Raw genomic sequence first — 14,503 nt, 5'->3', positions numbered from 1 at the left:
TTCGGAACCAATGTCAAGAGTCTAACTCAATATTTAGAGAAAAAATATAACCGAAATGTGAATGAGAGTGATTTCTTCAATGCTTGTTTGAAAATCAAATCACGAAATTAAAAATAGGTTGGGGGACGCTCTGGCTTCCAGTATGATATGCGGCCTAAATATTTCCGGTTTGATATGGCTGTTATTGTTAGCGAGTAGCGTAATGAATGATAGCAATGAATAACAGCCTCCCGGTTCCTCGTATCATAAGAGTAATTCAAACGCATGAAAATCGACCTGCACGCCCATACCTGTTATTCCGACGGAGCATTGACTCCGGAAGAATTGGTCATGCGAGCCCATAATCAGCAGGTTGATGTTTTAGCCCTGACCGACCACGATACCGTAGATGCCATCGCAGAAGCGCAGCAGTATCAGGCGCAACAAAAGCGAGCCATGACCATTGTTCCCGGCGTTGAGTTATCAACCTCATGGCATGGTTTTGATATTCATATCGTAGGTTTGAATATCGATTGGCAGGATCCTCTATTCACCGAGCGTTTGCAGCAGCAACAGAATGCTCGTGAGGAACGTGCCAGATTGATTGGCGATAAGCTGGAAAAAGCAGGATTGGGTAATGTTTATGATGTTGCTGCCAGACTTGCTGGAAAAGGACAGATTACCCGTGCGCATTTCGCCCGAGCTTTATTGGAAAGTAATCAGGTAAGTTCACTTGAGACCGCTTTTCGCAAGTATTTGGGAAAAGGCAAGCGAGCTCATGTTAGCCCTCGCTGGATATCGGTCGCGGAAGCGGTGCAATGGATAAATGACGCAGGTGGTTCGGCTGTGCTTGCTCATCCGGGGCGATACGACATGACGGCTAAATGGCTGCGCCGTTTAATTGTTGAGTTTAAACAGGCTGGCGGACATGCGTTGGAAGTGATCTACCCGGGAATGTCCCCTGCATTGAAGAAGCAAATGGCAAACTATGCTATAGAGTATGAATTACTGGCGTCAACGGGCTCCGATTTTCACGCACCGGGTCGCTGGAGTGAGCTTGGTCGTCATTTGGCTTTGCCGGAAACCGTTAAACCGGTATGGAGCGATTGGCTATCAGAACTGGCAGCTTAAAGAGCCGTAAAGATAGTCTCTACGTTAAGATAGTCGTTAAAGATAACGAGTTAATTAAATGAGTCAATTTTTCTATATTCATCCTGATAATCCACAACCGCGATTAATTCGCCAGGCTTGTGAGCTAATTAATGATGGAGAAGTAGTTGTTTATCCTACCGACTCTGGCTATTCCATTGGTTGTCAGCTTGATAATAAAATCGCACTGGAACAGATTTGCCGTATTAGAGATATAGGTAAAGAGCATAATTTTACCTTGATGTGTCGCGATATGTCGGAGTTGTCCTTGTATGCGCGTGTCGATAATCAAGCGTTTCGTACAATCAAGAACAATACTCCAGGGCCATACACCTTTATTCTCAAAGCCACTAAAGACGTACCCAAGCGAGTACAGAACCCGAAAAAGAAAACCATTGGTATTCGTGTGCCTGATAACGCCATTGCTTTGGCGTTGTTGGAGGAATTGGGCGCACCCTTAATGTCTTCGACATTGATCTTGCCGGGTAATGACTTTGCGGAATCTGACCCTGAGGAGATACGCGATCGTCTTGAAAAGCAGGTGGGTTTGATTATTCACGGAGGTTATTTGGGCGAGCAGCCTACGACGGTTGTTGATATGTCGGAAGGCGATGTTGAGCTTGTTCGTCGTGGAAGCGGAGATCCTTCTGTTTTTGGATTGTGATATTAGGGTCTGTTGACCTTTGTTTATAATTTATGCAGCTGACAATTTTTGAGCCAGACAATCGCAAATGAATGAGTCTAGTGGGTCTAAATGAGTGAAATTTGTGAGCAGTATGGCTCAAAAATGGGCGCTGTCCCCTATCTACTCAAAGGACGGCTTGAAGCTAAAATTGCCTGCCCCTGCGTTGTTAATGACTTATTTGGATTGCCAAACAGCGTCATTAACGCCTTGGTTCAGACAATTTTATCGTTCAACATAAAAAATGAACAAAGGTCAACAGACCCTAGGCTAGAATGGAACATATGACTGAGCTTAAATCATCACTACCTGTTTCACAGGAACCTGTTCAACAGCCTTTGCCATTAGCTTTTGTTAATGGTCTGGCGGTGATTGAGAAGCCAGAAGATTTATATATTCCTCCCGATGCATTGGAAGTGATTTTAGAGGCATTTGAAGGGCCTTTAGATTTGCTTCTTTATCTTATTCGTAAGCAGAAATTTGATATCGTTAACTTGCCCGTATTGGAAATTACCAAGCAGTACATGGAGTACGTGGACGTAATGAAAGATATCAAACTGGAATTGGCGGGTGAGTATTTGGTGATGGCCGCGATATTGGCTGAAATCAAATCTCGGGTATTATTGCCACGTCGTGAAAGCGAGGAAGAAGAGGAAGACGATCCAAGAGCAGAGCTAATTCGACGTTTGAAGGAATATGAGGTTATCAAGGTTGCTGCTCAGGAACTTGATGGTATACCAAGACAAGAACGAGATTTTTTTGCGGCAAGTGCTGTTGCTGCTGAATCCTGTAAAGCAATTAAAGTATTGCCTGATGTGACGCTGCAGGAATTGGTATTGAGTTTTCAGCAAGCTATGCAACGGGCTGCCAGTTTTGAACATCATCATATTCAAAAGGAGACGCTTAGCACTCGTGAGCGTATGAGTATGATTCTTGGTGTTGTTGGAGAGAGTGCCTTTACCGAATTTGCTGATTTGTTTACGCCTGAAGAAGGAAAAGCGGGTGTGGTTGTGACTTTTTTAGCGATATTGGAGTTAGTAAAAGAAAAGCTGGTTGAAGTGGTTCAGGCTGAGCCTTACAGCCATATTCATGTGCGCTTGCAGAATGCGGTTGTCGTTGATTTGTAGGTTTCAGATCAGACTGAAGAGATAAACCTAAAGGAATAATATAGTGGCGAGAAAAAAATTTGCAGACCAACAACTTAAGCAAATTATTGAAGCTGCCATATTTGTTCACGGCGAGCCTTTATCTCTGGATAAACTGCAAACTACCGTATTGGATGAATTCGAGTTAAGCACTCGAAAAATAAAGCAGTTGCTGGAATCAATCCGGTTGGATTATGCAGCGAAAGGTATTCATTTGGTTGAGGTAGCTTCCGGTTATCGTTTTCAGTCAGATGATAGTTTAAGCCCGTGGATTAGTCGCTTGTGGCAAGAACAGGCGCCCAGATATTCCCGGGCATTATTGGAAACATTGAGTTTAATTGCTTATCGACAGCCTATCACCCGAGGTGAGATAGAAGATATTCGTGGCGTGTCGGTGAGTAGTCATATTATTAAAACCCTGCAGGAACGTGAATGGGTTAAAGTGGTGGGGCATAAAGAAGTACCGGGAAGACCGTCTCTATATGCAACAACCAAAGCGTTTCTGGACTATTTTTCCTTAAACAGTTTGTCGGAGTTACCTTCGATGGCGTTGATTGAACAGCAGGTTAAGCAGGATCCTCAGGGGCCGTTATTTGATTTTAAAGATGAGTCTGACAATGGTTCGGGTGATAACTCTGATCAGGACTCTGACGAGAATCTTGACGATAGTCCTGACGAAAACAACGATGCTGATGTTCAATTCGACGAGCTGAAAGCACAGCAGAGCTTGCTTGAGGATGATGGGGATTTACAGGAAATTGAAGTAAAAGATGAGTGAAAAATTACAGAAAGTATTAGCCAATGCGGGCTTGGGATCACGTAGAAAAATGGAAACCTGGATCCAGGAAGGCCGTATCTCTGTTAATGGTAAAATTGCCCAACTGGGCGAGCGTGTAGAGCCAAGTGATGAAATCCGTTGTGACGGTAACATTATCTCTACCCAGCATCGTAAAAACATCTGTCGAGTGCTGATGTACAACAAACCTGAAGGCGAAATTTGCAGCCGCGAAGATCCAGATGGACGTAAAACGGTGTTTCAGCGTTTACCGCGTATTGCTGATGGGCGCTGGATTGCCATTGGTCGTCTGGACATTAACACCAGTGGCTTATTGTTGTTTACCAATGACGGCGAGCTGGCTAATCGTATGATGCATCCTCGAAACTCCATTGAACGAGAATATGGTGTGAGGGTGTTTGGTGAAGTCTCTGAGCAAACCCTAAACCAAATGCGTAAAGGTGTTATGCTGGACGACGGAATGGCAAAATTCGATAAGATTACCAGACGTAGTAGCCCGGAAGCGGATAGTTTGAACCAATGGTTCAATGTGGTATTAGCCGAAGGACGTAACCGCGAAGTGCGTCGTATTTGGGAAAGTCAGTCGTTAAAAGTGAGCCGTTTAATAAGACTTCGTTATGGTGATCTGGAATTACAGAAACGATTGCCACAGGGAGCCTGGGTTGAATTGGAGCTGGATGACGTTAATAAACTGAGACGTTCAGTGCAATTACCAGCAGAAACGGAAACATTGGTACGAGTGAATAAGTCCAAACTGGATCACGTTCGTTTAAGTCGTATGCGTCGATCTATCAAGAAGCACAACTTAAGAGGCAAGCCAAACGACAAGTAAGGTTGGCATAAGTGATGACGAAATGGTCTGCCATAGTGTGGACTGTTTCAACCTTTTTGCAATTGATCTCCCTGTCTAAAGTGGTAAAGTGCCCGAGCATTTTTTTGAGCCCATTTTTTGGAGCCTGTAATTCATGTTAAAAATTCATCTATTGCATCTATTGGATAGAGCGAAAATCCATAAAGCCAAGATCAATAGTGCAAAAATCAATAGTTCGAAATCTCGAATTTTATTGCTTGGCTTGTTATTGGTTTCGTTATTGTCAGGTTGTTCATCATTTGTTTCCGGTGCAACCAAAAGCCTTGCCAATCAATTACAAGCTACTATTAGTGAACATGACGATCCTGAGCTGGTTAAAGATGCAGTGCCTGCCTATATGCTGATGGTTGAAAGCCTGTTAAGAAGTGATCCCGATAACGTTGATTTGCTTTCTGCTGCTGCCAATCTCTATAGTGCTTACGGCTCAGTGTTTGTCTCTGATTTAGGGCGGCAACAACGCTTGTCAGACCGAGCCTTTGGCTATGGTAAACAAGCCATGTGCCAGTTCGATGATGATTTTTGTGGTGTTGAAAGCTGGCATATTAGCGAGCTTGAAGCGCGTTTGCAGGATTTGGATGAAGATGATGTGTCTGTTCTGTTTGCTTTTGGCGCATCCTGGGCTGGCTGGATAAAGAGCCATAGCAGTGACTTCAATGCCATTGCTGATGTGCCAAAAATTGAAGTGGTTATGAAGCGAATTGTCGATCTGGATGAAACTTTTCAGCATGGCAGCGCTCATATGTATCTTGGTGTTCTGGCAACCTTGATCCCGCCAACATTAGGTGGCAAGCCTGAAGTGGGAAGGGAACATTTCGAAAAAGCCATGAAGCTATCCAATGGTGAAAACCTGATGGTGCAAGTGACCTATGCACAACAGTACGCGCGTTTATTGTTTGATCGCGAATTGCACGATGAACTGTTACAACAGGTTATGAAAGCCGATGCCAAAGCGGATGGATTCACTCTGACTAACTGGCTGGCGAAAGAGCAAGCGAAAAGCTTGCTACAAAGTGCCGATGATTATTTCTAACGGGAGAATATGATGAGTTTATTGCGACCTTTTGGGGTAGCACTGGTTGTCTGGTTTGTTGCTTTTACCTCTCAGGCAGCGACATTAAAGATTGCTACTTTGTCACCGGAAGGCTCTAGCTGGATGCAGAAGTTTCGTGCCAGCTCAAAAGAAATCAGTGAACGCACCAGTAACCGCGTTAAATTAAAGTATTACCCTGGTGGCGTTATGGGCGACGATAGCGCTGTCTTGAAAAAGATTAAAATTCGTCAATTGCATGGCGGCGCGATGACGGGCGGCAGTTTGTCTCGCTTCTATCCTGATAGCCAGATTTATTCTATGCCATTGAAGTTCCATTCTTTGGAACAGGTTGATCATGTACGCAAGACAATTGACCCAATCATTGTTGATGGATTTGAGCAAGGTGGTTTTGTTACCTTTGGCATCGCTGGTGGCGGTTTTGCTTACTTGATGTCGAAGGAGCCTATTACTCATCCTGATCAAATGAAAGATCACAAAGTATGGTCTCCAAGCAGCGACGCCGCCACAGAAGCCTCTTTTTCTGCGTTTGAAATTTCTCCCATTCCATTGCCTATTGGTGATGTATTGGCGGGTTTGCAAACAGAGCTGATCGATACCATTGCAACTTCACCGGTCGCTGCCATTAACTTGCAGTGGCACACTCAACTTAAATATGTCACCGAAGTGCCCATTATTTATGTTTATGCTGTGATGGCGATTGAAGCGAATGTATTTAACAAGTTGTCGAAAGAAGACCAGGCCGTGGTGCGTGAAGTCATGTCTCGCGTTTTTGCGGAAATTGACTTGGAAAACCGTGGTGACAACGAAAAAGCCTTAGATGCGTTGAAAAATCAGGGTATTCAGATTTTAACGCCGAGTAGTGAAGAAATGGCCGCATGGCGTAGTAAGGGCAGTTTGGCAGAAAGTAATTTGTTAAAGCAGGGAGTTATCAGCCAGAAAATGGCGAACATGCTGCAAGAACAATTAGCGACCTTCGATAAAGCCGCGGGTAGCCATTAATAGATTAGAGCAGGGCGCTTGGGAAACTGAGCGCTAAATCGAGTCTCGAAACAAAAATAGAAAATAATGCTGGATAAATTACACCGACTTCTTATCAATGCAGAAAAACTGCTGCTGACATTGTTCTTTTTTACCATGTTGGCAGTCGCTGCGATTCAGATCATTATGCGCAACGCATTTGGATCGGGATTGATTTGGGGAGATGATCTTATTCAGGTAACTGTTTTATGGACAGGCTTTTTCGCTGCTGCATTTGCAGCCCGCCGTGGTAAACATATTAATATTGATGTGATCTCCCGCTTTTTGCCTTATCACTTTTCTAGAGCTGCTTACCGTTTGGTTTACCTTTGTACCACGGCGCTTTGCACAAGCGCAGCCTGGTTTAGCTGGCAATTTGTTCAGTTGGAAATGGAAGATAATGCCATTGCTTTCCTGGATGTGCCTGTTTGGGTTACGGAATCTATTATTCCTATGGCGTTTTTGGTGATTGCCTGGCGCTATCTTTTATTGGCTATACAGCCCTCTCGTGTGCAAGAACCAACACAGAAGTCAGAAGCTGAATAATGTTTATTTTACTGGTTGCTATCGTCATATTTCTGGCTTTGCTGGGAATGCCGCTTTTCGCTGCAATACTGGCTATTGCCATGTTGGGATTCCATTACGCTGATATCGATTTGATGGTGATTGCCATTGATTTATATCGCATTATTCAAACGCCTTTGCTTGAAGCGATTCCTCTGTTTACTTTCGCCGGCTATTTGCTCAGTGCCAGTCAAAGTTCTAAGCGTTTGGTTCGGGTGACTCAAGCTGTATTAGGTTGGATGCCTGGCGGTTTAGCCATAGTCGCGCTTATCGCTTGTGCTTTATTTACGGCCTTTACGGGTGCTTCTGGCGTTACAATAGTGGCTTTAGGTGCGTTGTTGTATCCCGCTTTACAACAAGCGGGTTATCAGCAGCGATTTAGTCTCGGCTTGGTGACGACCTCGGGTAGTTTGGGGTTACTGTTTCCTCCGTCATTGCCTCTAATTTTGTTCGGAGTTATAGCTCTGCAAATGGAAACGCCGGTAGGCATGACCATTGAGCAATTATTAGTTGCAGGGATTGTCCCCGGACTTTTGATGATTGCCATGTTGTCTGCGTGGAGTATGTGGACGCAAGGTAAACAAGCTGCTTCAACCCAGGCATTTTCCTTTCAGGAATTGATAGAAAGCTTTAAAGATGCAAAATGGGAAATCCCGCTTCCTGCTATTTTGCTCGGAGGCATTTATTCTGGTTATTTTGCCTTGTCGGAGGCGGCGGTTGTTACCGTTATCTATTTGCTGATCGTTGAAGTGTTTTTGTATAAGGATATCAAGCTTAAGCAAATACCGGATTTGCTCACAGATGCCATGATTATGGTAGGTGGGATACTGATTATTCTGAGTTGTTCATTGGTGTTAACCAGTTATTTTATTGAGATTGATGCGCCAACAACGCTATTTGACTGGATCACTCAACATATTGAAAGCCAGTTAAGCTTTTTGATTATGTTGAACCTGTTTTTGCTGATCCTGGGCGCTTTTCTGGATATCTTCTCGGCGATCGTGATTATGGTGCCCTTGATCTTACCTATCGCGATGTCTTTTGGTGTGCATCCTGTGCATCTGGGCATTGTGTTTTTGGCGAACATGCAGATTGGCTACATGACGCCGCCTGTGGGCATGAATCTGTTTATCGCCAGCTATCGTTTCTCACGCCCAATCACGGAAATCTATCGTTCTACAGTCGGCTTTATGGTCGTGCTTTTATTATCATTGGTGATCATTACTTACTGGCCTGATTTGTCACTGTTGTTTGTTGAGTAGCTTTACAATCAGTTCGTTACGGTCTGTTCTCTACAGAAAAGAGTGAATCCCACCGCCGCGCAGAATAATGCCAAGAAGCAAGCGGCTGAGGTTTATTTATCAGGGTGGGGTAGCCAAAATTTCAATATGGAAACTGGTGCCTTTGCCTAGTTCACTTTCACAGCGAATAGTGCCGCCAAGCCTGATGTTGGTGATGTTGCTGATAATTTGTAGTCCTAAACCACTGCCGCCTTTACCGCGTTTTGTGGTGTAGAAAGGCTCAAATATCTTGGCAATCATATCGTGAGATATGCCCTTACCATTGTCACTAAATCGAATGTAAATTTTCTCTGGAGAGGTTTCCATTCGCTTTATCAGGATTTCAATTGTTCCACCTTCTCGATTGTCGAAGGCGTGTACAATGGAATTCATGGTCAGATTGGTAATAAGCTGAGCAATCGCTCCTGGGTAGCTATCGACAACCAAATCATCCGGGCATTGCAATACCATGCTGATGTTTTCCGTCTTCAACTGTGGAGTCAGACTCATGATGATCTCTTCCATGTAATCCTTGAATGCGAACTTACGTCGCTGCTGAGATATTTGATCAACAGAAACTTCCTTGAAGCTGCCAATCAGGTCAGAAGCGCGCATCAGGTTTGACAGTACCATTTCAGCACTTTCATGAATGTTGTTAATCTGTTGGATAAACTCCGATTTCTTCAGAGTATTGGATTCCAATGCTGCCAACATGCTTTGACTTCTTTCAATAAGATTGGAAGCCGCAGTAACGCTGATGCCCACCGGAGTATTAATTTCATGGGCAACACCCGCTACCAGCCCAGAAAGAGAGGCATTTTTCTCTGATTCAATCAATTGTTTCTGGGCTTCAAACAGTTCTTTTGTACGAGTCGAAATTTCGTTTTCCAACAGCATTTTCTGCTCTGCCAGAGTACGGGTTCTGATTTTGTATAACAGTGTAGCTGATACGATAAGCACAAAGGCTAACAGGACGTATAACCAAACTTGTTGCCACCAAGGCGTTAAGATAGTGATCTTTAAGGATGTCGGCGTTTCTGCCCAGTCATTATTGTTATTACTGGCTTTTACCTGGAATTCATACTCGCCTGAATCCAGGCCACTGTAGTAAATCTGATTGTCATTGCCCGGTTGAGACCAGTTTTCATCGAAACCCATAATGCGATAAGAATATTGGTTTTTACCGATGGAAGAAAAATCCAGAGCTGAGAATTTTATACGGATATTTTTTACCGTGTGATGGAGTTCCAGTACAGATTCGTCATCAAAACTATATTGAGGTACTTTTTTGCCATCAATCCAGACCCCGGTAATTTGCGCGGTAGGTGGCTTACTTGTATAAGAAGACTCAGTTGTGTGTACTCGGGTTATACCATTTTCACCACCAAATATAAGCCCATGGGTTTTACTTTTTAACACCGAGCGACGTAAAAACTGATTACCGTGAATACCGTCTCTTTGCTGATAGTTGATGAAGTAATGTCCTGATCGTTTGTATTGCGATAATCCCAAATCTGTACTGATCCATAGATCTCCAAAGTCATCTTCTGTGATGGCTTTTATATCGCTGTTTGCTAATCCATCTTTGGTCGAGAGGTTTTCAAAGGTGTCTGTAATATCAATGAGCTTGTCCAGTGTGAGGGGCGTTCCGAACCACATAATGCCGTCTGAACTTTGGAATATACTGTTTATGCTGCCAAATCCCAGACTACCAATCTGGCTGGGAGTATATTCATAATGGAAAAAGCGATTAGGGCCGGGGTCGAGCCTGTTTAATCCTGAACCTGCTGTGCCAATCCAGATCCTGCCAATATTATCCTGATACATGGCTGTGACGTTATTATTGGAAATAGAGTCTGGGTCTAGAGGATCGTGATTAATGGAACGTGTGGTTCTGCCATTATAGGTAATCAGGCCGCCATGTTCTGTGGCTATCCAAAGGTTATTGCCCCGATCGAGCATCAGCTCAACAACGGCAAGGTTGCTATAACCATCCAGTAAATCATTTCTGTTGATGTAGGTGGTTTGATCCGGGGATATAGTGCCCAAACCATGTTCTGTTCCAAGCCAGATTGTACCGGCTTTGTCCTGGACAATAGCATGTACATGAGCGCTGTTATCGAGATTTTGAAGAGTGTGCTTGAAGATGCCTTTTTCCGTCAGCTTTAATAAACCCGAGCCAGAACCCAACCAGACAGTATTCTCCTTATCTTCAAAGATGTTATATACCTTCTGAATCGCGTGAATATTGCCGTTTTCTTCTGAATAGCGGTTGTGGGCTTCAAATATACTTGGAGCCAGATCTATACGGGTTAATCCCGCATAGCGGGTGGCTACCCATATACGTTGTTCTGAATCAACATAAATATCTCGAATATCATCGTGCGGAAGCAGGGCGAAGTTGGACTCATTGACTAACGAGGTGAATGTGCGATTGTCCGATTCAAAACGGTATAGTCCTTTTTGCGTACCAACCCAAATGACATTATCTCCACCGGCGCGTAATCGGGTAATGGCTGCGTCCAGCCCGCGGTTTTCCATAGAGAAGGTTTGGTATTTACCGGATTCCTGATCGAACAAGCCGAAGCCGGTTTCTGTTCCAACCCACAGATTATTATCTTTATCTACCAGCAAAGCTCTTACGAGTGGATGATCCAATGACTCAGGATCCTCTGGATTGTGGTGGAATTGTTGAAAGATACCTTTATCTTTATCCAGTAATTTATTTAGACCATTGCCTGTTGCGACCCATAAAGCGCCGTCTTGAGATTGGGTTACACTCCAGACTCTATTGTGACTCAAGCTGCTCATTTCGCCGGGCTTGCGAGTGAAGTTCTTAAAATCCAGCGTTTTTTCGCGGAATAAGCCCAGGCCACCACCATTGGTTCCTAACCAGATATTGCCTTGCTTGTCTTCAAAAAAAAGCTGCACCATGTTGCTGCTAATGCTGTGGGGATTGTCGCTGGAATGCTGAAAATGTTTGATGAGTTCCAGATTATGATTGTATAAGGCGAGCCCTTTACCCCATGAACCAACCCATATACGCTTTTTAGAATCAATAAAAATGTTTCCTGCGTCGGGTAAAACCAGTTTCAGGTTGTTCTTGTTATTGCTGCTATAAACTTCAAAATCGTAACCGTCGTATCGAACCAGTCCTTTGGGCGTACCTAGCCAGAAATAGCCTGACTGATCCTTCAGTAAGGTGTAGATAGTGGTTGCTGGCAGGCCATCTTCGATGGAGTATCGTTTGACCGATGAGAAAAATGCCGCATGACTATTAATACTGATTAATATCAGGATGAATAGGGTCGTTAAACGTTGCAACGAAAACAAATTCATAGAGTCAGTGTGTTCCAGCAAGTACAACTAATACTCATTGGTAGTATTAGGAGATTCTAAGAATGCAATTAATTTACCCTATTGACGGCTAACTTTGTACTCTATTGTGCTAAAAGTATGCAAAATTAACAGGGTAAGGTGTTGAAAAAGGGATGAATTCAGCAATGAGTATAAAAAGTGTTCATTTTTAATCCCGATCCCATGCTATTTCTTCCAGAAATTTATTTTCAATTAGGCTTCAAGGCTGTGCTTTGGATCGGTTTTGTTTATACTACGCCATCTTCGAATTAATGGGGTTCCGAACCGATTGGATAAATCCCCTTATTAACCTGTAAGTGCCAAAGGGTAGAGTGAATGCGCACAGATTATTGCGGCAATATTGATGAGTCTTATGTAGGTAAAGAGGTTAGTCTTTACGGTTGGGTAAATCGTCGTCGAGACTTGGGCGGTGTTATTTTTCTGGATCTAAGAGACCGCGAAGGTGTTGTTCAGGTCGTTTATGATCCTGATTTACCCGAGGTTTTTGAAAAAGCAAACACGTTACGTCAAGAGTTCTGTGTTTCTATTAAAGGCTTGGTAAGAGCTCGTCCGGAAGGTCAGGTCAACAAAGGCATGAAGACGGGTGGCATTGAAATTTTAGGTAAAGAGCTGGAAATTTTAAGCCGTGCAGAGCCGTTACCTTTGGATTTTAATCAGGAAAATAGCGAAGAACAGCGTTTAAGATTCCGCTATCTGGATTTACGCCGTCCTGAAATGGCAGATCGTATTAAATTCCGTTCCAAAGTCACCAGTGCCGTGCGTCGTTTCCTTGATGACAATGGTTTCATGGACATTGAAACGCCAATTCTCACCAAGGCGACACCTGAAGGTGCGCGTGATTATCTGGTTCCAAGCCGTACTCACAAAGGACAATTCTTCGCATTGCCGCAGTCTCCACAGTTGTTTAAGCAATTGCTGATGATGGCGGGGATGGATCGTTATTATCAGATCGTTAAATGCTTCCGTGATGAAGACTTACGTGCTGACCGTCAGCCTGAATTTACTCAGATCGATTTGGAAACCACATTCCTTGATGCTGAAGGTGTGATGGCGATTACCGAAAAGATGATCCGTAATTTGTTTATGGAAATGTTGAATGTGGATTTGGGCGAGTTCCCAAGAATGCCCTATTCAGAAGCGATGCGCCGTTTCGGTAGCGATAAGCCCGATTTGCGTAATCCTATGGAACTGGTCGACGTTGCTGATATTTTAAAAGAGGTTGATTTCAAGGTTTTCTCTGGCCCGGCTAATGATGCTGAGGGACGTGTCGCGGTCATTTGTGTTCCTGGTGGCGCAGAATTGTCGCGTAAGCAATTGGATGATTACGCCAAGTTTGTCGGTATTTATGGCGCTAAAGGTTTAGCGTGGCTGAAAGTAAATCAGATAGACAATGGTATTGATGGTTTGCAATCGCCTATTTTGAAATTCCTGGGTGAAGAGGTTGCCAAGGCGCTTCTGGATCGCGTGAATGCTAAAGAAGGCGACCTGTTATTGTTCGGCGCTGATACCTGGCAAATCGTGACAGAAGCAATGGGGGCATTGCGCTTGAAAGTGGGTGAAGACCTTGGATTATTGCAAGGTGACTGGAAACCACTTTGGGTGACAGACTTCCCAATGTTCGAAATGATCGATGGCAACCTTTATGCGTTGCACCATCCGTTCACGTCTCCACGCGGTTTAAGCCCTGAAGAGTTGGCGGCTAACCCAAAAGAAGCGTTATCTGATGCCTATGACATGGTATTAAACGGCGTTGAATTAGGCGGTGGTTCTGTTCGTATTCACCGTCAAGATATGCAAGCGACCGTATTTTCATTGCTGGGCATTGACGAAGAAGAAGCGAAATCCAAGTTTGGCTTCTTGTTGGATGCATTGAAATATGGTGCGCCACCGCATGCTGGTTTGGCATTTGGATTGGATCGCCTGGTTATGTTGATGACGGGAGCTGAATCGATTCGTGATGTTATGGCCTTCCCGAAAACCACCACGGCAGCCTGTCCTTTGACCAGTGCGCCTGGTTTTGCGAACCCTGAGCAGCTGCAAGAGTTAGCGATTCAGACCGTTGTGCCAGTTAAAGAATCTTCCTCTGAGGAAGCATAACTTAACGTTTAAGCACGAGTAAGGTGCCTGTTGTGACATTGAAAAGGCCAGAATCTGTATTAGTCGTTATCTATGACGAGAATAAGCAGATACTGGCCTTACAACGGCAAGACAATCCCGATTTTTGGCAATCGGTGACAGGGAGTCTGGAGCAAAACGAAGCACCAAGGCAAGCTGCTGTGCGTGAAGTCAAAGAAGAGATTGGTGTTGATATTCCGCAATCATTTTTTGAGTTAACGGATACCGGGATCATCAACCAGTATGAAATTCTTCCTCATTGGCGTCACCGTTATCCCCCTGATTGTATTCAAAACACGGAATATGTTTTCTTACTGCAAATTAGCCAGCATTGCGCCATTCAACTTACTGAACACCTTGATTATCGCTGGCTCAGTGTGCAACAGGCATTGCAGTTAATATCATCAGAAACAAACCGTAATGCGATTCGGCAATTTCTCATGTAGTCTTGGTGTTGATGCATCAGTAAACATGTT

12 protein-coding genes are annotated in these 14,503 nt (G+C 44.0%); 11 read left to right on the top strand and 1 reads right to left on the bottom strand.

Features of this window, described 5'->3' with window-relative positions; genetic code table 11:
• Positions 1-264 precede the first annotated feature (264 nt).
• The 9 genes from KIH87_RS11430 (at position 265) to KIH87_RS11390 (ending at position 8,516) form a co-directional block, all read left to right on the top strand.
• A complete protein-coding gene (locus KIH87_RS11430) occupies positions 265-1,110 on the top strand; it encodes a PHP domain-containing protein (protein WP_232358002.1) in 846 nt (281 codons plus the stop codon).
• A gap of 58 nt (positions 1,111-1,168) precedes the next feature.
• Positions 1,169-1,792 carry an L-threonylcarbamoyladenylate synthase gene (locus KIH87_RS11425; RefSeq protein WP_232358001.1) on the top strand — a complete coding sequence of 208 codons (624 nt, stop codon included), beginning with the start codon at positions 1,169-1,171 and terminating at the stop codon, positions 1,790-1,792.
• Between the two features lie 302 nt (positions 1,793-2,094).
• A complete protein-coding gene (locus tag KIH87_RS11420; RefSeq protein WP_408635738.1) occupies positions 2,095-2,937 on the top strand; it encodes a segregation and condensation protein A in 843 nt (280 codons plus the stop codon).
• Between the two features lie 43 nt (positions 2,938-2,980).
• Positions 2,981-3,733 (top strand): SMC-Scp complex subunit ScpB, encoded by a 753-nt coding sequence (scpB, locus tag KIH87_RS11415; RefSeq protein WP_232357999.1) that lies wholly within the window; start codon positions 2,981-2,983, stop codon positions 3,731-3,733.
• Positions 3,726-4,583, top strand: coding sequence for a 23S rRNA pseudouridine(2605) synthase RluB (rluB, locus tag KIH87_RS11410; RefSeq protein WP_232357998.1), 858 nt, complete (start codon positions 3,726-3,728; stop codon positions 4,581-4,583). Before scpB ends, rluB begins: the two co-directional genes overlap by 8 nt.
• Before the next feature lie 133 nt (positions 4,584-4,716).
• Positions 4,717-5,652, top strand: coding sequence for a TRAP transporter TatT component family protein (locus tag KIH87_RS11405; protein WP_232357997.1), 936 nt, complete (start codon positions 4,717-4,719; stop codon positions 5,650-5,652).
• Positions 5,653-5,661: 9 nt separating this feature from the next.
• Complete coding sequence (locus KIH87_RS11400) at positions 5,662-6,672, top strand: TRAP transporter substrate-binding protein (RefSeq protein ID WP_232357996.1); 1,011 nt, start codon at positions 5,662-5,664, stop codon at positions 6,670-6,672.
• 66 nt (positions 6,673-6,738) lie between these two features.
• Positions 6,739-7,236: a TRAP transporter small permease gene (locus tag KIH87_RS11395; protein WP_232357995.1), complete on the top strand. Its 498-nt coding sequence runs from the start codon at positions 6,739-6,741 to the stop codon at positions 7,234-7,236.
• Complete coding sequence (locus KIH87_RS11390; RefSeq protein ID WP_232357994.1) at positions 7,236-8,516, top strand: TRAP transporter large permease; 1,281 nt, start codon at positions 7,236-7,238, stop codon at positions 8,514-8,516. Before KIH87_RS11395 ends, KIH87_RS11390 begins: the two co-directional genes overlap by 1 nt.
• A 99-nt stretch (positions 8,517-8,615) precedes the next feature.
• Here the strand turns inward: KIH87_RS11390 and KIH87_RS11385 are convergent, their stop codons facing one another.
• Positions 8,616-11,873 (bottom strand): ligand-binding sensor domain-containing protein, encoded by a 3,258-nt coding sequence (locus KIH87_RS11385; RefSeq protein WP_232357993.1) that lies wholly within the window; start codon positions 11,871-11,873, stop codon positions 8,616-8,618.
• Positions 11,874-12,227: 354 nt separating this feature from the next.
• Between KIH87_RS11385 and aspS the strand changes: the two genes are divergently transcribed.
• Both aspS and nudB read left to right on the top strand, forming a co-directional pair.
• On the top strand, positions 12,228-14,009 hold the full coding sequence (gene aspS / locus KIH87_RS11380; RefSeq protein WP_232357992.1) for an aspartate--tRNA ligase: 1,782 nt from the start codon (positions 12,228-12,230) through the stop codon (positions 14,007-14,009).
• 32 nt (positions 14,010-14,041) lie between these two features.
• Entirely contained in the window at positions 14,042-14,473 is a 432-nt protein-coding gene (nudB, locus tag KIH87_RS11375) for a dihydroneopterin triphosphate diphosphatase (protein WP_232357991.1), read from the top strand.
• Positions 14,474-14,503 lie beyond the last annotated feature (30 nt).

Origin of the sequence: Paraneptunicella aestuarii, assembly GCF_019900845.1 — a bacterium.
GTDB classification, from domain to species: domain Bacteria; phylum Pseudomonadota; class Gammaproteobacteria; order Enterobacterales; family Alteromonadaceae; genus Paraneptunicella; species Paraneptunicella aestuarii.
This window is presented reverse-complemented; position numbering and strand designations above follow the sequence as displayed.